The following is a 26,811-nucleotide window of genomic DNA, read 5'->3' as shown; positions in this document are numbered from 1 at the left end:
GGTTCGGCGGAAATTGGCAGGACCGATGTCAGTGGTGAAACGTAGAGTCGCCCCTGATGCCCAAAATGCCTGCAGAGCGCACGGACCGGTCCGCCGTGCGCTCCCTCCTGCGCCTGTGGCCCTATGTCCGACCCGTGCGGGTGCGCCTGTTCACGGCCGCCTTCGTGGCGATCCTGGCGTCCTGCCTGGGGCTGGTGATCCCGCTGGTCCTGAAGTGGATGGTGGACGGTCCCGTCGCCGACCGCGATCCGGGCGGGGTGTGGCTGGGGGCGCTGTACCTGCTGCTGCTGGGCATCGCGGAGGCGCTGCTGTTCGGGTTCCGGCGCTGGCTGGTGGCGCGTCCGCTGGCCGGGGTCGAGGCGTCGATGCGGGCGGATCTCTACCGCCATCTGCAACGGCTGCCGGTCGCGTTCCACGACCGCTGGGCCTCGGGTCAGCTGCTGTCGCGCGGGACGACGGACCTGATGCTGCTGCGGATGTTCCTGGCGTTCCCGCTGACCTTCCTGGTCGTCAACGCGACCACGATCCTGGTCGGTTTCGTCCTCCTGTTCGCCCAGGACTGGACGCTCGGTCTGGTGCTGCTGGCGCCCGCGGTGCCGCTGATGATCCTGTGCTCGCTGTTCGAGACGAAGTACTCGGTGGTCGCGCGCCGGGCCCAGGACCAGGTCGGCGACCTCACCACGGTCGTCGAGGAGAGCGTGCTGGGCATCCGCATCGTCAAGGGCTTCGGCCGGCACCGCAGCCAGGCGCGGGCGTTCCGGGCGCTGTCGCACCGGCTGCGCACCACGGAGCTGGGCAAGGCCCGGCTGCTCGCCGGGATCTGGGCGCTGATCACCGCGATCCCGGAGCTGGCGATCGGCGCGGCGCTGGTGCTGGGCACCATCCAGGTGGCGGACGGGACGCTGTCCGCGGGCACGCTGGTGGCGTTCCTGTCCACGGCGCTCGCGCTGCGCTGGCCGGTGGAGTCGATCGGCTTCCTGCTGGCGATGAGCCAGGAGTCGGCGACCGCGACCGACCGGTATTTCGAGGTGATGGACGTGGCGGAGGAGCCCGGGGCCGTCGCCGTTCGGGAGAGCGCGCCGGCCACCGGCCCCGGGATGGTGTTCGAGGGCGTCGAGGTCCGCTACCCGGACGCGGATCCGGGCTCGCCACCGGTCCTCGCCGGGATCGATCTGCACGTCCGGCCCGGCGAGACGCTCGCCCTGGTCGGGGGTACGGGGTCGGGCAAGACGACACTCACCGCTCTGGTGCCCCGGCTGCACGAGGTGACCGGCGGCCGGATCACGCTGGACGGCGAGGACATCGCCACGATGGAGCGTTCGCGGCTGCGGGAGCTGGTCTCGGTGGCGTTCGAGGAGCCGACGCTGTTCTCCGCGACGGTCGGCGAGAACGTGACGATGGGCGCGGCGGGCGCGGACGAGGAGCAGGTGCGCCGGGCGCTGTCGGTGGCCCAGGCCGACTTCGTGCACGCGCTGCCGCGGGGGTTGGACACCGAGGTCGGAGAGCAGGGCCTGAGCCTGTCCGGCGGCCAGCGCCAGCGCCTCGCGCTGGCCCGCGCCGTGGTCGGGGAGCCGCGCTTCCTGGTGCTGGACGACCCGCTGTCCGCGCTGGACGTGCACACGGAGACGCTGGTGGAGGCCGCACTGCGGCGGGTCCTGGAGCGGACGACCGCGGTGGTCGTGGCGCACCGCCCCTCCACCGTGATGCTGGCCGACCGGGTGGCGCTGCTGTCGGGGGGCCGGATCGCCGCGGTCGGCACCCATCAGGAGCTGCTGCGCGACAGCGCGGAGTACGCCTGGCTGATGTCGGGCACGGGGGACGAGCCCGTTCCCGGGCCGCCTGTCGCCCGTGCGGGAGACGCGCCCGCCGGCCCGGTGGACGCCTCCGCCGACCCGCGCCCCGCCGCTTCGGTGAGCGCACCCGTCCAGCAGGTCCCCGCCGAGGAGGGCAGTGCCCGATGACCACGACCACCGACGACGCCTCGCTCCCGGCCGCCGACGACGACGGCCCGCCGAGGAGCCGGACCGCGCCCGAGCGAGGGCGCGCCGACGACCCGTTCGACCAGGACGACCTGCCCGCGCCGCCCGGGGCGACCAGGGCGCTGCTGTTCTCGCTGCTGGCCCCGATGCGCGGCCGGGTCGCGGTGTCGGCCCTGCTCCTGCTGATCCAGCAGGTCGCGATGCAGGCGGGCCCGCTGCTGGTGGCGTACGCCATCGACAGCGGGGTTCCGGCGTTCCGGGACCACGACTACGGGCCGCTGGTGGCGGTCGCGATCGGCTACGCGGTGTGCTCCGTCGGCGCGGGCGTCCTCCAGTACGCCTTCATCAGGGCGGCCGCGCGGATCAACCAGGACGTGCTGCTCGATCTGCGCGGCCGGATCTTCCGGCACGCGCAGGCGCTCAGCGTCGACTTCCACGAGCGCTACACCTCGGGCCGGCTGATCTCGCGCTCCACGACGGATGTGGAGTCGTTGCGGGAGCTGCTGAGCGAGGGGCTCCAGGAACTGATCGGCGTGGTCCTGTCGTTCGTGTCGATCGCGTTGGTGCTGCTCTGGCTGGACCTGGGGATCGGCGCGATCGCCACGCTCTCCTTCGTACCGCTGTATCTGATGGTCCGCCTGTACCGGCGGCGGGCGTCCGTCGCGTTCACGGCCCGGTCGACGGCGATCGCGGCGGTGATCGTGAAGTTCGCGGAGACGATGAACGGCATCCGCCCGGTCCAGGCGTTCCGCCGCGAGCGGAGCAACGACGCCGTCTTCACCACGCTGAACACCCGCCACGAACGGGCGAACGGCGACGCGATGCTGGAGATGGCCCGCTATGTCATCGGTTCGCGGCTGATCGCGAACACGGCGGTGGCCGGGATGGTCCTCTGGGGCGCCTACCGGGTGGCGGACGGCACGCTGGCGCTCGGGGTGCTGGCGGCGGCGGTGCTGTATCTGCGCCGGCTGTACGACCCGATCGACCGGCTGGGGATGTTCCTCAACTCCTACGAGTCGGCGGCCGCTTCGCTGGCGAAGATCGCCGGCCTGCTGGCCCAGACGCCGAACGTCCCGGAGACCGACCGGCCGAAGGAACTGCCGCCGCGCCCGGGCGGCCTCCCGGGCCGGGAGGTCACGTTCGACGGGGTGCGGTTCGCCTACCGTACGGGCGGCGAGGTGCTGCCCACCTTCGACCTGCACATCCCGGCGGGCCGGACGGTGGCGGTCGTGGGGTCGACGGGCGCGGGCAAGTCGACGCTGGCGAAGCTGCTCGCCCGCTTCTACGACCCGACCGAGGGCCGGGTCCTGCTGGACGGCACCGACCTGCGCGATCTGGACACCGCCGAGCTGCGGCGGGGCGTGGTGATGGTGACGCAGGAGGCGTTCCTGTTCTCCGGGACGGTCGCGGAGAACATCGCGATCGGCCGCCCGGACGCCACCCGCGAGGAGATCGAGCACGCCGCGAAGGCGATCGGCGCCCACGACTTCATCGCCGCCCTGCCGGACGGCTACGACACGGACGTGCGCAAGCGGGGCGGGCGCATCTCGGCGGGCCAGCGGCAGTTGGTCGCGTTCGCCCGGGCCCTGCTGGCGAATCCGGCGGTGCTGATCCTGGACGAGGCGACCAGCTCGCTGGACGTCCCCGGCGAGCGGGCCGTGCAGCGGGCCATGGACACGGTGCTGCACGGTCGTACGGCGGTGGTGATCGCCCACCGGCTCTCCACGGTGGAGATCGCGGACCGGGTGCTGGTGATGGAGCACGGCCGGATCGTGGAGGACGGCGCACCCGCGGAACTGATCGGCGGGACCGGGCGGTTCGCGGGGCTGCACCGGACGTGGAAGGACAGCCTGGCCTGAGGGGAAGCCGCAGGAACGGCCGAACCCCCGGGCGACCGTACGCGTGCTCCGGGGGTCACCCCGGCAGCAGCCGTACCGCCGCGTCCCGCAGCCGGGTTCGTTCCGTGCTCATGAAGCGGTGCAGGGTCCGCGAGCCGAAGGCCGTCCGCTGGGCGCTGCGGCGGCGCTCCCGGTCGTAGGCGCGCAGGGCCCCCGCGACGCCCGCGGGACCCGGGGGTGCGGCGGCCACCGCGCGGCTCAGGGCGTCCGCGTCGAGGATCGCGGTACAGGCGCCCTGGCCGAGGTTGGGCGTCATCGCATGGGCCGCGTCGCCGACCAGCGCGACGGGTGCGGGCCGGGCGCCGGCGGGGGTACGGGACGCGGACCGGGCGTCGGCGGCAGCGGCAGCGGCGACGAAGCTGGGCAGCGCCGGGTACAGGTGGAGCATGTCGTAACGGATCCAGGCGGCCGGGTCGGTGGCGTCCAGGATGCGCGGGACCGGGTCGTGCCAGCCGGCGAAGGCGGCGCGCAGCTCCTCGGCGGTGGTGGCCTCGGGGACGGTGGCGTACCAGTTGGTGCGGCCCGGTTCGACCGGGGTCATCCCGAAGAACCGGCCGCTGCCCCAGGTCTCGCCGTGCACCGGGCTCTCGAAGTCGGCGGTGCCGATCCAGGCGACGGTGCCGATCCCGCGCGGGCCGCTGCGGTCGCCGAAGCGGGCGGTGCGAACGGCGCTGCGGATGCCGTCGGCGCCGATCACCAGGTCCTGTCCGGCGGCGAGGCCGTCCACGTCGGTGACCCGCTCGCCGAGCTTGAGCGGGACGTCGCCGAAGGTGTCGAGGGCGGCGACCAGGGCGTCGAGCAGGCGGAAGCGGGGGATGAGGAGTTCGGGGCGGCCCGCCTTGCGCTCGATGCGCTCCAGCGGGAGGCGGGCGATCGACGTCCCGTCCGGGGTGCGGATGTGCGCGTCGCGGTAGGGCACGGCGTGGTCGCGCAGCGCTTCGCCCACGCCGAGCCTGTCGAGTGCGGACTGCGCGGTGGGGTGGATACCGAAGGCCCCGCCGTACCGCTCCAGTTCGGCGCGCCGCTCCAGCACCGTGACCGTCCAGCCCGCGCGGCGGAGTCCGATCGCGGTCGCCAGACCGCCGATGCCCGCGCCCACCACGGTCGCCGTTCCTGTCATGTCGTACTCCCGAGCTCGTTCGGACCGTACGGAGGAGCGCCGCACAGAGAACCACCACATCTGTGGTACCACGGCTGGGGTAGCATCGGCAAGGACAGGCCGAGGGGGGCGGCAGCCGTACGGGAGCGAGGGAGCGCGCGTGAATCCGGACCGGCGGGACCGGCTGCGGGACGCGGCCGTGGAGGTGCTGGCCGGGGAAGGCGGGCGCGGACTGACCCACCGGGCCGTGGACCGGGCGGCCGAGGTGCCGCCGGGCACCGCCAAGAACTACTTCCCGACCAGGGACGCGGTGCTCCGCGCGGCGGCGGAGCGGTGCCTGGAGCAGTACCTCGCCCTCACCGAGCGGCTGGCCTCGACTCCGGGGCCGGCGGACCGCGAGGGCCTGACGGCCCTCTTCCGCTCACTCCTGGAGAACGTCGCGGGGCCGGGCCGCTCCCGGCTGCTGGCGGTGCTGGAGCTCCAGGCCGAGGCGACCCGGCGCCCCTGGCTGTCCGGCATCCTCGACCCGATGGCGAGCGGTGACTTCGTGGGCATGGAGCTGGCCCAGCGCTCCGCCGGACTGCCCGTCACCCCGCAGCGGGCCGCCGTCGTCACCCTCGCGCTGCACGCGGCGATCCCGCACCTGCTGACGAACGGCCCGGCCACGCTCGCGGCGGCGGGGCTGGACGACGTGGACCGCTTCGTACGCGACCTCCTGGACGCGGTGTATCCGACGGACGCGAGCGGCTGAGCGCCACGTCCGCCGCGCGCCGCGGTCTGACGGGTCGGCGCGTTCCGGCGCGTGAATCTGGCCAGAACCCGACGCTGTCTCATCAGGCGGTCATCACACCCCTTCCCGCCCGCGACGCCGCGGTGCCCTTCGCGCACGAAACCTGTGACCACCCTGTGAATACCGGGCTCCACAACCCCCGGTAACACTGCGGCAATGATCGGCGAAACGTCCGCTTAACGAACATGACCTTTCCAGCAACGAACGAAAACCGGCCAACTTGTTGACGCGGTCCTGACAGGTGCGGTCATCTGCTGACACTCTTCACCCCGTTCTGCGCACCGCCTGCACCGTCCGGACGGCTCGTCCAGCGCCGCCGGTACCCCCCTCGCAGAAGGAGTCCGCGTGAGATCCACGCCCAGCCGTCGCGCCACCGCGACCGGCGCTCTGATAGCCGCAGCAGCCCTCATAGCCGTCGCCATCCCGTCCGGCGCCGCGACCGCCACCTCCGCCCCCTCCTCGGCCCCGCTCGGCGGCATCACCGCCGGCACGAAGGCCGACCCGGGCGCCCTGCCCGCCAAGCTCTCCCCCGCCCAGCGCGCGGAGCTGCTCAGCGAGGCGAACGCCACCAAGGCGGCCACCGCCAAGGAGCTCGGTCTCGGGTCCACGGAGAAGCTCGTGGTCCGCGATGTCGTCCAGGACCGCGACGGCACGACGCACACCCGCTACGAGCGCACGCTGGACGGGCTTCCCGTCCTCGGCGGCGACCTCGTGGTCAAGGAGTCCGCGGCCGGAGCGACCGAGGGCGTGGCCAAGGCGTCGAAGGCGACCAGCGCGCAGCTGAAGGCCGTCGGCCTCACCGCCGACGTGGCCCCGGCAGCGGCCGAGAAGCAGGCGCTCGGCGCGGCGAAGGCCGAGGGCTCGAAGGCGAAGAAGGCGGAGAACGCCCCGCGCAAGGTCGTGTGGCTGGGCAGCGGCTCCCCGCGGCTCGCGTACGAGACCGTGGTCGGCGGACTCCAGCACGACGGCACCCCGAACGAGCTGCACGTCCTCACGGACGCCGCCTCCGGCGAGAAGCTCTACGAGTGGCAGGCCGTCCACAACGGCACGGGCAACACGCAGTACAACGGCCAGGTCACCCTGGGCACCGCGCCCTCGTACACCCTGACCGACACCACGCGCGGCAACCACAAGACGTACAACCTGAACCGGGGCAGCTCCGGCACCGGCACCCTGTTCTCCGGCCCGGACGACGTCTGGGGCGACGGCACTCCGCGGAACGCCGAGACGGCCGGCGCGGACGCCCACTACGGCGCGGCCGAGACGTGGGACTACTACAAGACCGTGCACGGCCGCTCCGGCATCCGCGGTGACGGCGTCGGCGCGTACTCCCGCGTCCACTACGGCAACAACTACGTCAACGCGTTCTGGCAGGACAGCTGCTTCTGCATGACGTACGGCGACGGCAGCGGCAACGTCAAGCCGCTGACCTCCCTGGACGTGGCCGCCCACGAGATGACGCACGGCCTGACCTCGGTCACGGCCAAGCTGGTCTACAGCGGCGAGTCCGGCGGCCTCAACGAGGCCACCTCCGACATCTTCGCCGCGGGCGTGGAGTTCTACTCCAACACCACCCAGGACCCGGGCGACTACATGGTCGGCGAGAAGATCGACATCAACGGCAACGGCACCCCGCTGCGCTACATGGACAAGCCGTCCAAGGACGGCTCGTCCAAGGACGCCTGGTACTCGGGCATCGGCAACGTCGACGTCCACTACTCCTCGGGCCCGGCGAACCACTGGTTCTACCTGCTCTCCGAGGGCAGCGGCGCCAAGACCGTCAACGGCGTCAACTACGACTCGCCGACCTCCGACGGGCTCCCGGTGACCGGCATCGGCCGGGACAAGGCGCTGCAGATCTGGTTCAAGGCGCTCACCACGAAGTTCACCTCCACGACCAACTACGCCGCCGCCCGCACCGGCACGCTCGCGGTCGCCGGTGAGCTGTACGGGGCCACCAGCCCCGAGTACGCGGCCGTGGCCCACGCCTGGGCCGGCGTCAACGTGGGCGCCCGCCCCGGCGGCGGCAACCCCGACCCGGGCGGCAAGGTGTTCGAGAACACCACCGCGGTGACCATCCCGGACGCCGGCGCCGCCGTCACCAGCGCGGTCACCGTCTCCGGTGTGGCCGGCAACGCGCCGAGCACCCTCAAGGCGGACGTGAACATCACGCACACCTGGCGCGGCGACCTGGTCATCGACCTGGTGGCCCCGGACGGCACCGCCTACCGGCTGAAGAACTCCTCCTCCGGCGACTCCGCGGACGACGTGGTGGCGACCTACACGGTCAACGCCTCGTCCGAGGTGGCCAACGGGGTCTGGAAGCTGAAGGTCCAGGACATCGCCCGCTCGGACACCGGGCGGATCAACAGCTTCAAGCTCACCTTCTGACCCACCGGGCCCACCGGCCCGCGGGGATCACACGGAGAACGGCCCGGGAGGGGTTCGCCCCCTCCCGGGCCGTTCGCCGTGGCGCGCGCTCAGCGCAGCAGCACGCCCGCGCCCTCCCCCGCCGCCTCGGCCGGCAGCGCGACCAGGCCCAGTTCGGCGCTGGTGGCCAGCAGCGGATGGGCGGGCAGAACGCGCACGGTGTAGCCGTACGGTCCCGTCCGGTCCAGCGCGAGCGGCCCCTCGTACAGCCAGCGGTCCTCCAGGTCCTGACCGCCCGCCGGCTTCAGCGGGAAGGTCTGTGCGTCCGCGATGGCGTCGCCCGAATCGACCCGGCCCGCGACCACCTGGACCTCCACGTCGTCCGGGTCCAGGCCGCCGAGCGCGATCCGCGCCCGCAGCGCCAGGCTGGCGCCGAGCTCCGCCGAGCCGCCCGCCGCGGTGTCGGTCACCGACTCCACATGGTCGACGGAGACCCCGCTCCAGGCCGCCCTGACCTTGGCCTTCCACTGGGCGAGGTCCCGCGCGGCCCCCGGATCCAGGACCCGCCGGGACTGTGCGGCAGGGGCGTACAGGCGCTCCACGTACTCGCGCACCATCCGCCCCGCGAGCACCCTCGGCCCGAGGTCGGCCAGCGTGGAGCGGACCATCTCGATCCAGCGGTCGGGCAGCCCCCCGGCCCCACGGTCGTAGAAGCGCGGGGCGACGCGGTCCTCGATCAGCGCGTACAGGGCGTTCGACTCCAGCTCGTCGCGGCGGTCCTCGTCGATCGCCGAGCCGTCGGCGGTGGGGATCTCCCAGCCGAAGTCCGGGTCGAACCACTCGTCCCACCAGCCGTCGCGCACCGACAGGTTGAGGCAGCCGTTCAGCGCCGCCTTCATCCCGCTCGTCCCGCACGCCTCCAGCGGGCGCAGCGGGTTGTTGAGCCAGACGTCGCAGCCCGGGTAGAGCTTCTGCGCCATGCCCATCCCGTAGTCCGGGAGGAAGACGATGCGGTGGCGGACCCCCGCGTCGTCCGCGAACCGCACCAGCTCCTGCACCAGCCGCTTTCCGCCGTCGTCGGCGGGGTGGGCCTTGCCCGCGACGACGATCTGGATCGGGCGCGTCGGGTGCAGCAGCAGCGCCCGCAGCCGGTCGCGGTCGCGCAGCATCAGCGTGAGCCGCTTGTACGAGGGGACGCGCCGGGCGAAGCCGATCGTCAGGACGTCCGGGTCGAGGACGCCGTCGATCCAGCCCAGCTCGGCGGTGCCCGCGCCGCGCCGGCGCCAGGAGGCGTACAGCCGGCGGCGAACCTCGGTGACCAACTGGCCGCGCAGGTCCCGGCGCAGGTCCCAGATCTCCTGGTCGCCGATGCCGGTCACCGCGTCCCAGCGGCGCGGGGTGCCGCTCCGCGAGGAGGCCTCGTCGTCCACCGGGCCGCCCGCCGGCACCTGGTGGGCACGGCCCTCGCCGACCTGGCCCGCGCCGAGCCGGAACACCTCGGGGGCGACCCAGGTCGGTGCGTGGACCCCGTTGGTGACGGAGGTGATCGGCACCTCGGCGGGGTCGAAGCCCGGCCAGAGACCGGAGAACATCTCCCGGCTGACGGCCCCGTGGAGGGTGGAGACGCCGTTGGCGCGCTGGGCGAGCCGCAGGCCCATCACCGCCATGTTGAACAGCTCCGGCTCACCGCCGGGGTACGTCTCTGTGCCGAGCCGCAGGATCTTCTCGACGCCGACGCCGGGCAGTTCGCCGTCGTCGCCGAAGTGCCGGGCGACGAGCCCCCGGTCGAAACGGTCTATCCCGGCGGGCACCGGGGTGTGGGTGGTGAAGACCGTCCCGGCCCGGACCACTTCCAGGGCGGCGTCGAAGTCAAGCCCGGTGGAAGCCAGTTCACGGATGCGCTCCAGGCCGAGGAAGCCGGCGTGGCCCTCGTTGGTGTGGAACACCTCCGGCTCCGGCGTGCCGGTCAGCCGGCACCAGGTGCGCACCGCGCGCACTCCGCCGATGCCGAGCAGCATCTCCTGGAGCAGACGGTGGTCGCTGCCGCCGCCGTACAGCCGGTCGGTGACGTCGCGTTCGCCCGGGGCGTTCTCCTCGACGTCGGAGTCGAGGAGGAGCAGCGGCACCCGGCCGACCCGGGCCAGCCAGATACAGGCGTGCAACGAGCGTCCGCCGGGCAGGGCGAGCATCACCCGGGCGGGGGCGCCGTCGGCCTCGCGGACGAGGTCGAGCGGGAGTTCGTTGGGGTCGAGGACCGGATAGTGCTCCTGCTGCCAGCCCTCGCGCGAGAGGGTCTGGCGGAAGTAGCCGTGCCGGTAGAGCAGGCCGACGCCGATGAGCGGGACGCCGAGGTCGCTGGCGGCCTTGAGGTGGTCGCCGGCCAGGATGCCGAGGCCGCCGCTGTACTGGGGCAGCGCCGCGGTGACGCCGAATTCGGGTGAGAAGTAGGCGACGGCGGAGGGCAGTTCCGCCCCGGCGGCCCGCTGCTCCTGGTACCAGCGGGGGCCGTTCAGATATTCGGCCAGATCGGCGGAGGCCCCGGCGAGGCGGCCGAGGTACTCCTCGTCCCCGGCCAGTTCGGTGAGCCGCCCGGCGGACAGCGAGCCGAGCAGGCGTACGGGGTCGGCGTCCGCGGGCCGCCAGCCCTCGGGGTCGGCGGACCGGAAGAGCTCACGGGTCTCGGTATGCCACGACCAGCGCAGGTTGTGCGCGAGGTCGTGGAGAGGTCGGAGGGGTTCGGGGAGGACAGGACGCACGGTGAATCGACGAATGGCCTTCACGTACTCCACCTTTACAGGGGACTTGCGCATCCGGGCGGACGCACCACGGTGTGCGTCCCTTCCGTCACCCCTGAAGGTAGCGGCCGTCCGTGGCGGCCTGCCACGGCGCGCGGACGGCGCGCGAGGTCCCTGCGCAGCCGGTGCGCGCCTCCCCACAGACGCACCTCGCGCCCCGCCCGTGATCCCCCGTCACTCCGCTCACCTGGGGGTTTGGCCGATTTCACCCCGTACGCAGCCTTGTGGACCTCCCTGTCACAGGGAAGGCTGCCGTGTGGCGCCGCAGAGCGGGTACCCGGAACCCGTGGAGGCGCTTCGGGCTCCCCCAAGAGCTGTCCCGCGGTTCCCGGCGGGCGGTCGACTACGACCGAGTAGTTAACACAGCGCCGGATTTCCCACCCGTGGACGCGGGGAAGGCTTCCCCGGTACGCGGCACGACCCGGCCCGCAGACGTTCTCCGTGCATCCAGAAACATGCACGAAACCCCCGCGACCCACCCATTCGAGTGCCATTCGAGTGAACGCGGACAGGAGCGGCCATGCCCACAGCCCGTCAGCAGACAGCTGAGCAGCTACAAAGGACAGACCCCCGTCTTCGCGGCACACGCGGTCGGTCCTCCGCGCCCGTGCCGTCCCCCGCCGAGCTCCTCCAGCCCTCAGGTGATTCCATGATCGGTCGCATTCCCGTCCTGGACGTCCGTCCTCTCGTCGACTGCGGCAGACGGGCGGCGAAGGCCGTCGCCGGTGAGACCTTCCAGGTCAGCGCCACCGTCTTCCGCGAAGGCCATGACGCGGTCGCCGCCAATGTCGTGCTGCGCGATCCGAGCGGACGGGTCGGGCCGTGGACGCCGATGCGCGAGCTGGCGCGGGGCACGGACCGGTGGGGGGCCGACGTCACCGCGACCTCCGAGGGCCGCTGGACGTACACGGTGGAGGCCTGGAGCGATCCGGTCACCACCTGGCGGCACCACGCCGCGATCAAGATCCCGGCGGGCATCGACACGGACCTGGTGCTGGCGGAGGGCGCGGCGCTGCTGGAACGCGCCGCGGCGGGCGTCCCGAAGAAGCACGGCCGCGAGGCGGTGCTGGCCGCGGTGGACGCGCTGCGCGACACCGCCCACCCGCCGGCCGCCCGGCTGGCCGCCGCCCTGACCCCGGCCGCCGACGCGGTGCTGGCCCGCTATCCGCTGCGCGAACTGGTCACCCGCTCCAAGCCGCTGGCGGTGCGGGTGGAGCGCGAGCGGGCGCTGTTCGGCTCGTGGTACGAGCTGTTCCCGCGCTCGGAGGGCGCGAGGCGGGTGCCGGTGGACCCGGCGGACACCTCGCCGGACGCGGAGACACGTCTGGTGAGCGGCACGTTCCGGACGGCCGCCGAGCGGCTGCCCGCGGTCGCCGCGATGGGGTTCGACGTCGTGTACCTGCCGCCGATCCACCCGATCGGGACCACGCACCGCAAGGGCCCGGACAACAGTCTTACTCCCGGGGAGCACGACCCGGGCGTGCCGTGGGCGATCGGCTCGCCGGACGGCGGGCACGACGCGGTCCACCCGGAGCTGGGCACGCTGGAGGACTTCGACCACTTCGTCTCCGTGGCCCGCAATCTGCGGATGGAGATCGCGCTGGACTTCGCGCTCCAGTGCTCGCCGGACCACCCGTGGGTCAAGGAGCACCCGGACTGGTTCCACCACCGCCCCGACGGTTCGATCGCGTACGCCGAGAACCCGCCGAAGAAGTACCAGGACATCTATCCGATCGCCTTCGACAAGGACATGCGCGGCCTGGTGGCGGAGACCGTACGCATCCTGCGCTTCTGGATGGACCGCGGCGTGCGGATCTTCCGGGTCGACAACCCGCACACCAAGCCGGTGGTCTTCTGGGAGAAGGTCATCGAGGAGATCAACGGCGCCGACCCCGACGTCGTCTTCCTGGCGGAGGCGTTCACCCGCCCGGCGATGATGCACACCCTGGGCGCGGTCGGCTTCCAGCAGTCGTACACGTACTTCACCTGGCGCGACACCAAGCAGGAGCTGACCGAGTACGTCACGGAGCTGGCCGGCGAGGCCGCGTCGTACATGCGGCCCAACTTCTTCGTGAACACCCCCGACATCCTTCCCGGCTACCTCCAGGAGGGCGGCCGTCCGGCCTTCGAGGCTCGGGCGGTCCTGGCCGCGACACTGTCCCCCTCCTGGGGCGTGTACGCGGGATTCGAGCTGTGCGAGAACACTCCGGCCAAGCCGGGGAGCGAGGAGTACCTGCACTCGGAGAAGTACGAACTGCGCCCGAGGGACTGGGAGTCGGCGGAACGCGAAGGCCGCACGCTGACCCCTCTGATCACCTCGCTGAACCGGATCCGCCGGCGTAACCCCGCTCTGCGGCAGCTGCGCGACGTCCACTTCCACCACACCGACAACGAAGCGCTGATCGCCTACAGCAAGCGCTCCGGTACGAACACCGTTCTGGTGGTCGTGAACCTCGACCCGCACCACACCCAGGAGGCCACGGTCTCGTTGGACATGGAGCGGCTCGGCCTCTCATGGCACGAGCGCGTGCCGGTGCGCGACGAGCTCACCGGCGATACCTACCACTGGGGCAGGACCTTCTATGTGCGCCTAGAGCCGGGCATCACGCCCGCGCACATCGCCGTCCTGCGACCGTCCCCGCCGACCGGAGGGTCACCCACACCATGATCGTCAATGAGCCTGTCCACGACACGTTCGAGGACACTCCCGCCAAGGACCGCGATCCCGACTGGTTCAAGCGCGCCGTCTTCTACGAGGTGCTCGTCCGGTCCTTCCAGGACTCCAACGGCGACGGAATCGGCGACCTCAAGGGCATCACCGCCAAGCTGGACTACCTCCAGTGGCTCGGCGTCGACTGCCTCTGGCTGCCGCCGTTCTTCAAGTCGCCGCTGCGCGACGGGGGCTACGACGTCTCCGACTACACCGCCGTCCTGCCGGAGTTCGGCGATCTCGCCGACTTCGTGGAGTTCGTGGACGCCTCGCACCAGCGGGGCATGCGCGTCATCATCGACTTCGTCATGAACCACACCAGCGATCAGCACGAGTGGTTCCAGCAGTCCCGCACCGACCCCGACGGGCCGTACGGCGACTACTACGTCTGGGCGGACGACGACAAGCAGTTCCAGGACGCCCGGATCATCTTCGTCGACACCGAGACGTCCAACTGGACCTTCGACCCGGTGCGCAAGCAGTACTACTGGCACCGCTTCTTCTCGCACCAGCCGGACCTCAACTACGAGAACCCGGCGGTGCAGGAGGAGATCCTCGCGGCCCTGCGCTTCTGGCTGGACCTGGGCATCGACGGCTTCCGGGTCGACGCGGTGCCCTACCTCTACCAGCGCGAGGGCACCAACTGCGAGAACCTCCCCGAGACCCACCACTTCCTCAAGCGGGTCCGCAAGGAGATCGACGCCAACTACCCGGACACCGTGCTGCTCGCCGAGGCCAACCAGTGGCCGGAGGACGTCGTCGACTACTTCGGCGACTACGAGCAGGGCGGCGACGAGTGCCACATGGCGTTCCACTTCCCCGTGATGCCGCGCATCTTCATGGCGGTGCGCCGCGAGAGCCGCTACCCGGTCTCCGAGATCCTGGCCAAGACCCCGGCGATCCCGAAGAACTGCCAGTGGGGCATCTTCCTGCGCAACCACGACGAGCTGACCCTCGAAATGGTCACGGACGAAGAGCGCGACTACATGTACGCGGAGTACGCCAAGGACCCGCGGATGCGCGCCAACATCGGCATCCGCAGGCGGCTCGCCCCCCTGCTGGACAACGACCGCAACCAGATCGAGCTGTTCACCGCCCTGCTGATGTCGCTGCCCGGCTCCCCGATCCTCTACTACGGGGACGAGATCGGGATGGGCGACAACATCTGGCTGGGCGACCGGGACGCGGTGCGCACGCCGATGCAGTGGACGCCCGACCGCAACGCCGGGTTCTCCTCCAGCGATCCGGGGCGGCTCTACCTCCCCACGATCATGGACCCGGTCTACGGCTACCAGGTCACCAACGTCGAGGCGTCGATGGCCTCGCCGTCCTCGCTGCTGCACTGGACCCGCCGGATGATCGAGATCCGGAAGCAGAATCCGGCCTTCGGTCTCGGCGAGTACACCGAACTGCCCTCCTCCAACCCGGCGGTGCTGGCGTTCACCCGTGAGTACAAGGACGATCTCGTCCTGTGCGTGCACAACTTCTCGCGGTTCGCGCAGCCGACGGAACTGGACCTGCGATCGTTCGACGGACGTCATCCGGTGGAACTGATCGGCGGGGTACGCTTCCCGGCCATCGGCCAGTGGCCCTACCTGCTGACCCTTGCGGGACACGGCTTCTACTGGTTCCGGCTGCGCAAGGACGCGCCGCCGGCCTGAGCGGTGCCGGCCCCGTGCGGGACGGTTTCCACCGTCCCGCACGGGGCACCCTGACCTCAATGCAAGGCCTCGGGCCTTCGCGGTTCCGGCGCCTTCGGCCTTCACCGTTCCGCCGTTCGAGTCCGTAAGAGCTCTCCTGACCCGACACGTCCCGCACAGCCGGACAGCCATTGCCGCAATCCGGGACACTCTTCGCATCCTGTGGTGTGCCCGGGGAAAGGACGCGATGCCATGTCGGAGGCTGCATCCACTCACGTCGCCCTGGCGAAGAGCACAAGGAACAGCGCGACTCCCAGAACGACGCAGGACGGCGATCTCCTCCCGTCCCTCGCCCCGCTGCTCCACGCGTGGCTGCCCCGGCAGCGGTGGTTCGCCGGCAAGGGCAGGCCGGTCACCGGCTTCTCCCTGGTCTCGGCCACCGAGATGCTGCCGCTGGACGGCACGGCGGGCCCGGGGCTGCTGCACCTGCTGCTGCGGGTCGAGCAGCCCTCCCAGCGGGGCCCGGCCGAGGACTGCTACCAGCTGCTCCTCGGCGCAAGAACGTCACTTCCGCCGCTGCTCTCGGGCGCCCTGATCGGCCGGGTGGAGCGGGGCCCGCTCGCCGGACGGGCCGTCTACGACGGGCTGCACGATCCGCGGCTGGCCGATCTGCTGCTGGAACGCTTCCGCCGCCCCGGAAGCCTCGGCTCGCTGCGCTTCGAGCGGACCGCCGCGATCCCGGCCGGTCTCGCGCCCCGGGTGCTGGACGCCGAACAGTCCAACTCCTCGCTCGTCTACGGGGACGCGTTCATCCTCAAGATCTTCCGGCGCGTCTTCCCGGGCACCAACCCGGACCTGGAACTGCCCCTCGCCCTCGGCGGCGAAGGGTGCGCGCGGGTGCCGGTCCCGGTCGCCTGGTTCGAGACGCGAGGACCCGAACCGCTCACCCTCGGCGTCCTCCAGCCCTTCCTGCACGGCGCGCGCGACGGCTGGCAACTCGCGCTGGCCGCGCTCGCCGCGGGCCGCGACTTCCTCACCGAGGCACGGGCGCTGGGCCGGGCCACCGCCGAGGTGCACACCGCGCTGGCCGCCGCGCTGCCGACCCCGGCGCTGCGCGGCACCCAGACCCGGCAGCTCGTCGCGGAGATGACCCGGCGGCTGGAGGCCGCCGCCCAGGCGGTACCGGCGCTCGTGCCGCACGTCCCCGGGCTGCGCGCCGCGTTCGAGGCGGTGACGGATCTCGGGGTCCGGGGCAGCGGCTGGGCGCAGCAGCGGGTGCACGGCGATCTCCACCTCGGGCAGACGCTGCGCTCCGCCGACGGCTTCTGGTCGCTGATCGACTTCGAGGGCGAACCGTCCCGTCCGCTGCCCGAGCGCCGTATGCCCGCGCCTCCGGTCCGCGATGTGGCGGGCATGCTGCGGTCCTTCGACTACGCGGCCCGCTCGCACCGCCCGTGGAACCCGGAGTGGGCGGCCCGCTGCCGCGCCGCCTACTGCGAGGGCTACGCGCAGACGTCGGGCAGCGACCCGCGCGGCGAACCGGAGCTGCTGCGCGCCCATGAGACCGACAAGGCCGTGTACGAGGTGCTGTACGAGGCCCGGCACCGCCCGGACTGGCTGCCGGTTCCGATGGCGGCCATCCAACGGCTGGCCCGGTCCGCCGCGGCCTGATCCGCACCCCCCGTACCTCTTCTCCATCCCCGCGCTCCCCCCCTCACCCCGCGCTCTTCCCCTTCACCCTTCGAGGAGGCAGTCCCTGTGACCGCCCGCAAGCCGTCCCGCAAGTCATCCCGCAAGACCGCCGGACTGCCCGTCGAGGTCCCTGCCGAGGCCCCCGTCGAGGCACCAGTCGAATCCGCCGTCGACGTGGCGGCGGCGCCGGCGCCCGCGGCGACCACCGCGAAGGCCGCGACCGCCGAGCGCGCCCGGCCCCGGCGCGCCGACGCGGGCCCGCCGCGCCCCCGTCGGGCCGCCGACGGCCAGGGCGCCCGCCCCGCGCCGGCCCTGGACGGCGCGGACCGGGGCCGGCTGCTGGCCGGCGACCACCACGCACCGCACGACGTGCTCGGCGCGCACCCGGTCCCCGGCGGGGTGCTCGTCCGGGCGCTGCGGCCGTTCGCGCGGTCCGTCACGGTGGTGGCGACCGGACTGCGGGCCGAGCTGCACGACGACGGCGACGGCTTCTTCGCCGGTGTGCTGCCGGTGCCGGAGGCCCCCGCGTACCGGCTCGAAGTGACGTACGACGACAACACCGTCGAGGTGGAGGACCCGTACCGCTTCTGGCCCGCGATCGGCGAGCTCGATCTCCATCTGATCGGCGAGGGCCGCCACGAGGAGCTGTGGCGGGCGCTCGGCGCGGAGCCGATGGAGCACCAGGGGGTCGCCGGGACCCGGTTCACCCTCTGGGCCCCGAACGCGCGCGGCGTGCGGATCACCGGTGACTTCACCTACTGGGACGGCACCGGCTTCCCGATGCGTTCGCTCGGCTCGACCGGGGTGTGGGAGCTGTTCCTGCCCGGGGTCGGCGAGGGCGCGCTGTACAAGTACGACATCTGCCGCCCGGACGGTTCGCACACGGTGCGGGCCGACCCGATGGCCCGGCGTGCCGAGGTGCCGCCCGCGACCGCCTCGATCGTCACCGCGTCGCACCACCGGTGGCAGGACGCGGACTGGATGGCGCACCGGGGCGACCGGCCCGTCCACGAGGCCCCGTTCTCGGTGTACGAGGTCCATCTCGCCTCCTGGCGACCGGGCTTGACGTATCGTCAGCTGGCCGAGCAGCTCCCGGCGTACGTCAAGGACCTGGGCTTCACGCACGTGGAGCTGATGCCGGTCTCCGAGCACCCCTTCGGCGGATCCTGGGGCTATCAGGTCACCGGGTTCTACGCGCCGACCTCCCGGATGGGCACCCCGGACGACTTCCGCTTCCTGGTGGACGCCCTGCACCGGGCGGGCATCGGCGTGATCATGGACTGGGTCCCGGCGCACTTCCCGCGCGACGACTGGGCGTTGGCCGAGTTCGACGGACGGCCGCTGTACGAGCACTCCGACCCGCAGCGCGCGGCGCACCCGGACTGGGGGACGCTGGAGTTCGACTACGGCCGCACGGAGGTCCGCAACTTCCTGGTCGCCAATGCCACGTACTGGTGCGAGGAGTTCCACATCGACGGGCTCCGGATCGACGCGGTGGCCTCGATGCTCTATCTCGACTACTCCCGCGAGGACGGCCAGTGGTCGCCCAACGAGTTCGGCGGCCGGGAGAACCTGGACGCGGTCGCCTTCCTCCAGGAGATGAACGCGACGGTCTACCGCCGCAACCCCGGTGTGGTCACCATCGCCGAGGAGTCCACCGCCTGGGACGGCGTCACCCGGCCCACCGACGGCGGTGGCCTGGGCTTCGGGCTGAAGTGGAACATGGGCTGGATGCACGACTCGCTCCAGTACATCGCCAAGGAGCCGATCCACCGCAAGTACCACCACAACGAGATGACGTTCTCGATGGTGTACGCGTACAGCGAGAACTACGTGCTGCCGATCTCGCACGACGAGGTGGTGCACGGCAAGCAGGCGCTGGTGACCAAGATGCCCGGCGACTGGTGGCAGCAGCGAGCCAACCACCGCGCCTACCTGGGCTTCATGTGGGCCCACCCCGGCAAGCAACTCCTCTTCATGGGACAGGAGTTCGCCCAGGGTGCGGAGTGGTCCGAGGGGCACGGCCCGGACTGGTGGCTGCTGGACCCCTCCTACGGGGCGTCCGACGATCACCGCGGGGTGCGGACCCTGGTCGGCGACCTGAACGCGGTGTACGGGGCGGTGCCCGCGCTGTGGCAGCGCGACACCGTTCCGGAGGGGTTCAGCTGGGTGGACGGCGGGGCGGCCGAGGACAACGTGTTCGCGTTCCTGCGGTACGACGCGGACGGCTCCCCGCTCCTCGCGGTCTCCCACTTCTCCCCGGCGGTCCGGAGCGACTACCGCCTCGGGGTGCCGGAGACCGGTGCCGAGGGCTGGGTGGAGGTCCTGAACACCGACGCGGCCCGTTACGGCGGCGGCGACGTGCGCAACGAGGAGCCGCTGAAGGCGGAGGCGGTGCCCGCGCACGGCCGCCCGTGCAGCATCTCGCTGACGCTGCCGCCGCTGGCCACGGTGTGGTTCCGCCCGGCGTGAACGGACCCGGGGCCCGTACCGCGTCGATGACGACGTGGTGCGGGCCCCTCCCCCGTCGACGGCGGGTCAGTGATCGGCGGCCATCACCTCGACGAGGCTCGACCAGGATTCGGGGCCGTGGCCCCGGGCGATCGCCCGGTCGGTGATGCCCTGGAGAGCGGCGAGCTGCGAGACGTCCAGGCCGCGGTCCTTCGCGGTGTGCAGGATGTGGTCGACGCTGGCCGCCATCATGGCGAGGTTGGCACCCTCGCCCGCGTACGTGCGCGTGTCGATGTCCTTCGCCGTGTACGCGGCGATCGGCGGCAGGATGCCCGCGATCGTGTTGAGGTACGGGGCGAGCGACGCGCCGTCGATGCCCTCCGCGCGGGCGAGCGCGAAGGCGTGGACGAGACCGCCCATGGCCCCGTAGAAGAAGTCCAGCATCGCCATGTCGTAGGCGGCGGCGAGCCCGTGGTCCTCGCCGAGGAAGGTGGCGGGCGCGCCGAGCGCCTTGAGGGTGGACTCGTGCGCCTCGAACGCGGCCCGGTCGCCGGAGTGGAACACCAGCGCCTCCGCCGAGCCGACCACGTCGACCGGCACCATGATCGCCCCGTCGAGGTAGGCCAGGGAGTGCTTCCCGGCCCAGGCGGCGGCCTGCCGCGAACGGGCCGGGGTGTCCGAGGTCAGGTTGACCAGAACGCGCCCCGCCAGTGCCCCGGCCAGCGGTTCCAGGACCGCGTCGGAGGCGTCGTAGTCGACGAGGCAGACCACGACGAGTCCGCTCGCCCGTACGGCGTCCTCGGCGGAGGCGGCCCGCACCGCGCCCCGTTCCACGAGGTCCTCGCCCTTGCCGGCGGAACGGTTCCAGACGGTGGTGGGGTGGCCGGCGGCCAGGAAGGCGCCGGCCAGGGCGCGTCCCATGTCGCCGAGGCCGAGGACGGTGACAGGAGTGGGTCCGGTGGTCGTGTTCGCTTGCGTCATGGTGACCATGCTGGGCGGGCGAACAGGTCCTGACCAGAACCCACTTGACTGTCAGATACGCACTTTCGGGAAAGCGTCCAGGTCGGAGCGGTCAGAGGTCGGGGCGGTTCGGGTCGGCCGGGGCGAGGACGTCCTCCAGCTCCTGGAGGAGCCGGCGCTTGGGCCGGGCGCCGACGATCGACTTCACCGGCTCGCCCGCCCGGAAGACCATCAGGGTCGGTGTCGCCAGCACGCCGTACCGTACGGTGATCTCGGTCTCGCGGTCGACGTCGAGCTGGACGATCCTGATCCGGTCGGCCTCCTCGCGGGCGATCTCCCGCAGCACCGGGGCGAGTTGGCGGCACGGGCCGCACCATTCGGCGGTGAACTGGACCAGTACGGGCAGAGTGGATTCCAGCACCTCCGCCTCGAAGGTCTCCTCGGTGACTTCGGTGAGCTCGGTGACGCCTTCGTTCCGGATCATGGGTGTCCCCCCAGTTCGCAGCGGGGCGCCGGTCCACCGGGCAGATCGGCCGACGCCTCCAGTTCGGCTCGGGCGAGCTGTGCGCCGACCTCGGCGCGCACCGACGTGAGCTGGCCGATCAGCGCGTCCAGCTCGTCGAGCTTGCGCCGGTAGACGGCGAGCGAGGCGGGGCAGGAGTCCCCGGCCGGGTGGCCGGCGCGCAGGCAGTCGACGAAGGGCCTGGTCTCCTCCAGGTCGAACCCGAAGTCCTGCAGGGTCCGGATCTGCTGGAGGAGGCGCAGGTCGTCCTCGTCGTAGCTGCGGTAGCCGTTCTCCGCGCGCCGCGCGGGCAGCAGCCCGCGCGACTCGTAGTAGCGGAGCGTTCGCGTCGTCGTCCCGGCCTGTTCGGCCAGCTCCCCGATTCGCATGGGACCAACGTATTCCTTGACGCCGACGTCAACGCAAGACCGCCTACGCCGACGCAGGGCCGGCGGCGTAGAACCGGGCGGAGGCCCGCGCCGTCAGTTGGCGCGGGCCGCCGACCGCCGGCGCACGGCCCAGATGATGCCGCCGCCCGCGACGACCGCCGCGGCCGCCATGCCGGCGAGCGGCGCGGTGGAGTCCGAGCCGGTCGCGGCGAGGTTGCCGCCGCCGGTCGTCTGCGGGGTCGTGCCGCCGGTCGTCGAGCCGCCCGTGCCGGCGGAGCCGCCGGTGGTGCCGGTGGTGCCCGTGGAACCGGTGGAGCCGGTGGAGCCGGAGCCTCCGGTGGACGAGGAGCCGCCCGTACCGCCGGTCGAGCCGGTGGAGCCGGAGGTGTCCGAGCCCTTGCCGGTGTCGATCACGATCTGCGCGGTGTCGTTGGCCGCGTTCCGGTCGAAGGGGCGCTCCTGCCCGCTGAAGGAGACCTCTCCGGTGGTGCGGCCGACCGCCTTGTCGATGCGCAGGACGAAGGGGTAGCTCTCGCCGCCGTTCACGTCGACCCAGGACTGGGAGGTGCCGCAGCGGTAGTGGGTCTTGGTGATCGCCTCGCAGAAGTCGTACGGCTTGACCACGGAGGTGCCCTTCGGGATGTGGATGTCGACCGTGGTGACGCTCTCGTCGAGGGTGCCCTGGACGCGGGCGGGGCCCTTGTTGGCGAACTTCACCGTCGCGGTGACCTTCTCGCCGACCTTCCCCTGCTTCTCGTCGCCGGTCAGGGCGAAGTCCGCGGTGTTCGCGGCGGTGACGTCCGCCCCGGCGTACGCCTCGGGGTGGTTCGTCCGGTCGGCGTCGGTGGCCGGGCCCTTCTCGACCAGGGTGAGCGGGTCGCCGGTTCCGGGCACCGGCTCGGTGGAGCCGCCGTCGTCCGGACCGGGTTCGTTCACACCGATCGTGACCCGCAGCCTGTCCCGGAACGCGGAGTCGAGCGCCTTGAGCGAGACGGGCTCCGCCGTGCCGTAGACGACGCCGGGCTTCAGCGGCTGGTCGATCCTGCAGGAGGCGACGTTCGACGCGGGCATCTCGTCGTAGGAGCCGATGGTGTAGTAGGTGCAGTTCTTGTGCGTCTCCTCCGCCTTCAGGCCCGGTGACACGGAGTAGGTCACCCAGACCGAGGGCACCTCCTCCGTCCCCTTGTTGAGGAAGGTGAGCGGGGCCGAGAATGAGCTTCCGGGCTGAACTCCCTCGACCGGCGCGATCGTTCCGACCCCGAGGTCCGGCTCCGGGTCGGCGGCGAGCGCCGGCACGGCGCCCAGCGCCACCAGCGCTGCGGCGGCCACGGCGGCGGTCCCGCCGCGCAGGGTACGGCTGCGGGAAGGGGGGATGCGCATGGAAGTCCTTCGGTCGTGGGGCTCGTGGAACGGGCTGTGGTCCCTCACCCCCCAAGACCGGCACCGGACGGGGAGGGTTGTGCGGTCAGGGGCGGTCGTGACAGAACACGGACACAAGGCACCCGTACCGGACACGGAAGCCGAGGACACCCGTACCGGAGTACGGGTGTCCTCGGGTGGGGGCGCCGCCGTGGCCGTGGGGAGGCGGGGGCGCCGCGCCGGGTCAGACCTTCGCGGGCTGCTCCGCGGTGTCCCGCTGCTCGGGGACCTCGCCGGAGCCGGGCGCGTCCCCGGCGGGGCCGTGTCCGTCGTCGACGAGGATCTTCTCGTCGAACGGAACCCGGCCCGCCAGGACCTCGTTCACCCGGTCCTTGTCGATCTCCTTGGTCCAGTGGCCGACCAGCACCGTGGCGACCGCGTTGCCCGCGAAGTTGGTCAGGGCGCGGGCCTCGCTCATGAAGCGGTCGATGCCGACGATCAGGCCGACGCCGTCGACGAGTTCGGGGCGGTGCGACTGGAGGCCGCCGGCCAGGGTCGCCAGGCCCGCGCCGGTCACGCCGGCCGCGCCCTTCGAGGCGATGACCATGAAGACCAGCAGCGAGATCTGCTCGCCGGCGCTCAGCGGGTCGCCCATCGCGTTGGCGATGAACAGCGAGGACATCGTGAGGTAGATCGCGGTGCCGTCGAGGTTGAAGGAGTAGCCGGTCGGCACGGTGATGCCGACGACGGGCTTGCTCACGCCCAGGTGCTCCATCTTCGCGATCAGCCGCGGCAGCGCCGACTCGGAGGAGGAGGTGGAGAGGATCAGCAGGAACTCGCGGCCCAGGTACTTCAGCAGCGAGAACAGGTTCACCCCGGCGATCATGCGGAGCAGTGCGCCGAGCACCACGAAGACGAAGAGCGCGCAGGTGACGTAGAAGCCGATCATGATGATCGCCAGGGACTTCAGGGCGTCGAGGCCGGTCTCGCCGACCACCGCGGCGATCGCGCCGAACGCGCCGACCGGGGCGGCCCACATGATCATGGCGAGGATGCGGAAGACGAGGCGCTGGATGTGGGTGATGCCGCGGATGATCGGCTCACCCGTCCTGCCCATCGCCTGGAGTGCGAAGCCCGCGAGGAGCGCGACCAGGAGGGTCTGGAGGACCTCGCCCTCGGTGAAGGCGGAGACGATCGTGGTCGGGATGATGCCCAGCAGGAAGTCCGCGGTGGACTCGCCCGCGCCCCCGGCCTGCTCCGCGCCCGCCTCGCGGGCGGCCTCGGTGATGTGGAGGGTGGAGCCGGGCTCCAGGAAGTTGCCCACCAGCAGGCCGATGGCGAGGGCGACGGTCGACATGACCAGGAAGTAGCCCAGCGCCAGACCGCCGACCGCGCCGACCTTGGCGGCCTTGCGGACCGAGCCGACGCCCAGGACGATCGTGCAGAAGATGATCGGCGAGATCATCATCTTGATCAGGTTCACGAAGCCGGCGCCGATGGGCTTCAGCTCGACGGCCACCCCGGGGGCCGCGAAGCCCACCAGGATGCCGAGCGCCACAGCGGCGATCACGGCGATGTACAGGTAGTGGGTGCGGTCCCGTTGCTTGGCTGCCACAGCCATGGTGGGGCTCCTCGGCTCGGTCATAGCGTGTGCCCCCGTCCCTGGGGGCTCCGGCGACTATCCACTGCCCTGTGACCCCGGTCACCCTTGCGTTCATATCGTTCACAGTCACTTTCCGGCCATCCGGAAAGGCCCGGCGGGGCTGGGCAGGCGGTGGGGTGGAGGCAGACTGTGGGGTATGCGCCTCCCCCGTACCCGCCCCCGAAGCCTGGCGGGCCAGCTCTTCGCCATGCAGGTCGTACTGATCGCCGCGGTGGTGGCGGGGTGCGCCGTCTTCGCGTACGTCTCGGGGAGCGAGCAGGCCGAGGAGACGGCCGCCCGGCAGGTGCGGGTGGCGGCGCTGGCGGTGGCCGATTCCCCTTCCGTACGGGAGGCCATCCGCACCCCGGACCCGTCCGCCGCACTCCAGCCGTACGCGGAGCGGGTGCGCGAGGACACCGGGATCGCCTTCATCACGATCATGGACACCGAGCGGGTGCGCTGGACGCATCCGGACGCGGAGCAGATCGGGGACACCTTCCTCGGGAACACCGCGAAGGCCCTGCGCGGGCAGACCTTCACCGAGACCTACACGGGCACGCTGGGCCCCTCGATACGGGTGGTGACCCCGATCCGCGACGACGGGCGGATCGTCGGCCTGGTCAGCGCGGGCATCACCGTGGACCGGGTCTCCTCGCAGGTACGGGACCAGCTCGGCGCCCTCGCGCTCGCGGCGGGCGGGGCGCTGGCGCTCGGCGGGATCGGCACCTACGTGGTCAACGCCCGCCTGCGGCGGCACACCCACGGGATGAACGCGGCGGAGCTGAGCCGGCTGCACGACTACCACCAGGCCACCCTGCACGCGGTGCGCGAGGGGCTGCTGATGCTGGACGGGCGGCGACGGATCGCGCTGATCAACGACGCCGGGCGGGAGCTGCTGGGCCTGGAGCCGGGCGCGGAGGCGGTCGGCCGTACGGTCGACGAGCTGGACCTCCCCGCGCCGCTGACCGGGGCGCTGCTGGCGTCCGAGGCGCGGGTGGACGAACTGCACCTGACGGCGGAGCGGGTCGTCGTGGTCAACACCCGTCCGGTGGTGGGCGGTGAACGGCGCGGCACGGTGGTGACCCTGCGGGACCACACCGAACTACAGGCGCTGACCGGCGAACTGGACTCCGAGCGCGGCTTCACGCAGGCGCTGCGCTCCCAGGCCCACGAGGCGGCGAACCGGCTGCACACCGTGGTGTCGCTGATCGAGCTGGGCCGGGTGGAGGAGGCGGTGGACTTCGCGACGGCGGAGCTGGAGCTGGCCCAGGTGCTGACCGACCGGGTGGTGGGGGCGGTGGAGGAGCCGGTGCTGGCGGCGCTCCTGCTGGGCAAGGCCGCCCAGGGACACGAGCGGGGCGTGGAGCTGGTGCTCGCGGAGGACAGCCTGATCGACGACGGGGCGCTGCCGCCCTCGCTGGCCCAGCGTGACCTGGTGACGATCCTGGGCAATCTGATCGACAACGCGATGGAGGCGGCTTCGGACGCCGCCGACGACGGTTCCGGGGCGGTGCCCGCGCCCCGGGCGGCCGGAGGTCCGGCGGGGCGGGCCCGGGTCACCGTGACCGCGCTCGCGGACGAGCGGGAGCTGCTGCTGCGGGTCGCGGACACGGGTGCGGGCATCGGCCCGGAGGCGGCGGCCGAGGTGTTCCGGCGCGGCTGGTCGACGCACGGGGCGGGGCGCGGGCTCGGTCTGGCGCTGGTGCGGCAGGCGGCGTACCGCAACGGGGGCACGGTGGAGCTGGACGCGGGTCCGGACGGCGGCGCGCGGTTCACCGTACGGCTGCCGCTCCCGGCCCGGACGCCGGCAGGCTCGCGGCCCGGGTCCGGGGCCGCGCACGAGGAGGTCACGGCATGATCCGGGTCCTGGTGGTGGAGGACGACCCGGTGGCCGCCGACGCCCACCAGATGTACGTGGAGCGGGTGGAGGGCTTCACGGTGACGGCGGTGGCGCACACCCGGGCGGCGGCCGTGCGGGCGCTGGAGCGGACGCCGGTGGATCTGCTGCTGCTCGACCTCTATCTGCCCGACGGGCACGGGCTCGGGCTGCTGCGCTCGCTGCGCGCCTCCGGCCACGGGGCGGACGTGATCGCGGTGACCTCGGCGCGGGATCTCGCGGTGGTGCGGGAGGGGGTGTCGCTCGGGGTCGTGCAGTACGTGCTGAAGCCGTTCACCTATCCCACGCTGCGGGACCGGCTGGTGCGGTACGCGGAGTTCCGGGGGGCCGCCGGGGAGGCGAGCGGACAGGAGGAGGTGGACCGGGCGCTGGGCGCGCTGCGGGTCGCGCATCCGGCCTCGCTGCCCAAGGGCCTCAGCGGCCCGACGCTGGAGGCGGTGACCCGGGTGCTGAAGGAGTCGCCGGAGGGGGTGACCGCGGCCGCCGCCGGGGAGCGGCTGGGCATCTCGCGGATCACCGCCCGGCGGTACCTGGAGCACCTGGTGACCGTCGGCAGCGCCGCGAGGCGTCCGCATTACGGTCAGGTCGGCCGACCGGAGCTGCACTACCGCTGGCTGGCCGCGGGACGCTGACCGGCC

The 26,811-nt window shown here is 72.2% G+C and carries 17 protein-coding genes; 10 read left to right on the top strand and 7 right to left on the bottom strand.

The features are described from left to right. The first annotated feature begins 56 nt into the window (after nt 1-56). Together OG245_RS26925 and OG245_RS26920 are read left to right on the top strand one after the other, a co-directional pair. Nucleotides 57-1,961, top strand: coding sequence for an ABC transporter ATP-binding protein (locus OG245_RS26925; protein WP_371625999.1), 1,905 nt, complete (start codon nt 57-59; stop codon nt 1,959-1,961). Further along, nucleotides 1,958-3,838 (top strand): ABC transporter ATP-binding protein, encoded by a 1,881-nt coding sequence (locus OG245_RS26920; RefSeq protein WP_371625998.1) that lies wholly within the window; start codon nt 1,958-1,960, stop codon nt 3,836-3,838. The genes OG245_RS26925 and OG245_RS26920 overlap by 4 nt, the downstream gene beginning before the upstream one ends. 55 nt (nt 3,839-3,893) lie before the next feature. On the opposite strand, the gene OG245_RS26915 is transcribed toward OG245_RS26920, so the two are convergent. Beyond that, nucleotides 3,894-4,997: an FAD-dependent oxidoreductase gene (locus OG245_RS26915; RefSeq protein WP_371625997.1), complete on the bottom strand. Its 1,104-nt coding sequence runs from the start codon at nt 4,995-4,997 to the stop codon at nt 3,894-3,896. A 139-nt stretch (nt 4,998-5,136) separates the two neighbouring features. Here OG245_RS26915 and OG245_RS26910 point away from each other — a divergent pair, with 139 nt between their 5' ends. Beyond that, nucleotides 5,137-5,727: a TetR/AcrR family transcriptional regulator gene (locus tag OG245_RS26910; protein WP_371625996.1), complete on the top strand. Its 591-nt coding sequence runs from the start codon at nt 5,137-5,139 to the stop codon at nt 5,725-5,727. Between the two features lie 384 nt (nt 5,728-6,111). After that, nucleotides 6,112-8,157, top strand: a complete 2,046-nt coding sequence (locus OG245_RS26905) for a M4 family metallopeptidase (RefSeq protein ID WP_371625995.1) — start codon at nt 6,112-6,114, stop codon at nt 8,155-8,157. Nucleotides 8,158-8,246: 89 nt separating this feature from the next. Here the strand turns inward: OG245_RS26905 and glgP are convergent, their stop codons facing one another. Continuing rightward, nucleotides 8,247-10,916, bottom strand: a complete 2,670-nt coding sequence (gene glgP, locus OG245_RS26900) for an alpha-glucan family phosphorylase (protein WP_371625994.1) — start codon at nt 10,914-10,916, stop codon at nt 8,247-8,249. 664 nt (nt 10,917-11,580) lie between these two features. Here glgP and OG245_RS26895 point away from each other — a divergent pair. The 4 genes from OG245_RS26895 (at nt 11,581) to glgB (ending at nt 19,445) form a co-directional block, all read left to right on the top strand. Next, nucleotides 11,581-13,599 carry an alpha-1,4-glucan--maltose-1-phosphate maltosyltransferase gene (locus OG245_RS26895; RefSeq protein WP_371625993.1) on the top strand — a complete coding sequence of 673 codons (2,019 nt, stop codon included), beginning with the start codon at nt 11,581-11,583 and terminating at the stop codon, nt 13,597-13,599. Beyond that, on the top strand, nt 13,596-15,302 hold the full coding sequence (treS, locus tag OG245_RS26890) for a maltose alpha-D-glucosyltransferase (protein ID WP_371625992.1): 1,707 nt from the start codon (nt 13,596-13,598) through the stop codon (nt 15,300-15,302). The genes OG245_RS26895 and treS overlap by 4 nt, the downstream gene beginning before the upstream one ends. Nucleotides 15,303-15,533: 231 nt before the next feature. Next, nucleotides 15,534-16,952 carry a phosphotransferase gene (locus OG245_RS26885; protein ID WP_371625991.1) on the top strand — a complete coding sequence of 473 codons (1,419 nt, stop codon included), beginning with the start codon at nt 15,534-15,536 and terminating at the stop codon, nt 16,950-16,952. 87 nt (nt 16,953-17,039) lie between these two features. After that, nucleotides 17,040-19,445 carry a 1,4-alpha-glucan branching enzyme gene (glgB, locus tag OG245_RS26880; protein WP_371625990.1) on the top strand — a complete coding sequence of 802 codons (2,406 nt, stop codon included), beginning with the start codon at nt 17,040-17,042 and terminating at the stop codon, nt 19,443-19,445. A gap of 66 nt (nt 19,446-19,511) precedes the next feature. Here glgB and OG245_RS26875 read toward each other — a convergent pair whose 3' ends face one another. From OG245_RS26875 to OG245_RS26855, 5 genes are all read right to left on the bottom strand, one after another. Further along, nucleotides 19,512-20,405: an NAD(P)-dependent oxidoreductase gene (locus OG245_RS26875; protein WP_371625989.1), complete on the bottom strand. Its 894-nt coding sequence runs from the start codon at nt 20,403-20,405 to the stop codon at nt 19,512-19,514. Between the two features lie 91 nt (nt 20,406-20,496). Then, nucleotides 20,497-20,868, bottom strand: coding sequence for a thioredoxin (trxA, locus tag OG245_RS26870; protein WP_371625988.1), 372 nt, complete (start codon nt 20,866-20,868; stop codon nt 20,497-20,499). After that, nucleotides 20,865-21,275, bottom strand: a complete 411-nt coding sequence (locus OG245_RS26865) for a MerR family transcriptional regulator (RefSeq protein ID WP_371625987.1) — start codon at nt 21,273-21,275, stop codon at nt 20,865-20,867. The genes trxA and OG245_RS26865 overlap by 4 nt, the downstream gene beginning before the upstream one ends. A 93-nt stretch (nt 21,276-21,368) precedes the next feature. Then, nucleotides 21,369-22,655, bottom strand: coding sequence for an LAETG motif-containing sortase-dependent surface protein (locus OG245_RS26860; RefSeq protein WP_371625986.1), 1,287 nt, complete (start codon nt 22,653-22,655; stop codon nt 21,369-21,371). Between the two features lie 223 nt (nt 22,656-22,878). Beyond that, complete coding sequence (locus OG245_RS26855) at nt 22,879-24,255, bottom strand: cation:dicarboxylate symporter family transporter (RefSeq protein ID WP_371625985.1); 1,377 nt, start codon at nt 24,253-24,255, stop codon at nt 22,879-22,881. Nucleotides 24,256-24,433: 178 nt separating this feature from the next. Here OG245_RS26855 and OG245_RS26850 point away from each other — a divergent pair, with 178 nt between their 5' ends. After that, the gene (locus OG245_RS26850; protein ID WP_371625984.1) at nt 24,434-26,134 is read left to right on the top strand and encodes an ATP-binding protein; all 1,701 of its coding nucleotides are present in this window, start codon (nt 24,434-24,436) and stop codon (nt 26,132-26,134) included. After that, nucleotides 26,131-26,805: a response regulator gene (locus OG245_RS26845; protein ID WP_371625983.1), complete on the top strand. Its 675-nt coding sequence runs from the start codon at nt 26,131-26,133 to the stop codon at nt 26,803-26,805. Before OG245_RS26850 ends, OG245_RS26845 begins: the two co-directional genes overlap by 4 nt. Nucleotides 26,806-26,811 lie beyond the last annotated feature (6 nt).

This window comes from Streptomyces sp. NBC_01116 (assembly GCF_041435495.1).
Taxonomy (GTDB): domain Bacteria; phylum Actinomycetota; class Actinomycetes; order Streptomycetales; family Streptomycetaceae; genus Streptomyces.
Note: the sequence above shows the minus strand (reverse complement) of the source record. Positions and strands in the feature narration are given on the sequence as shown.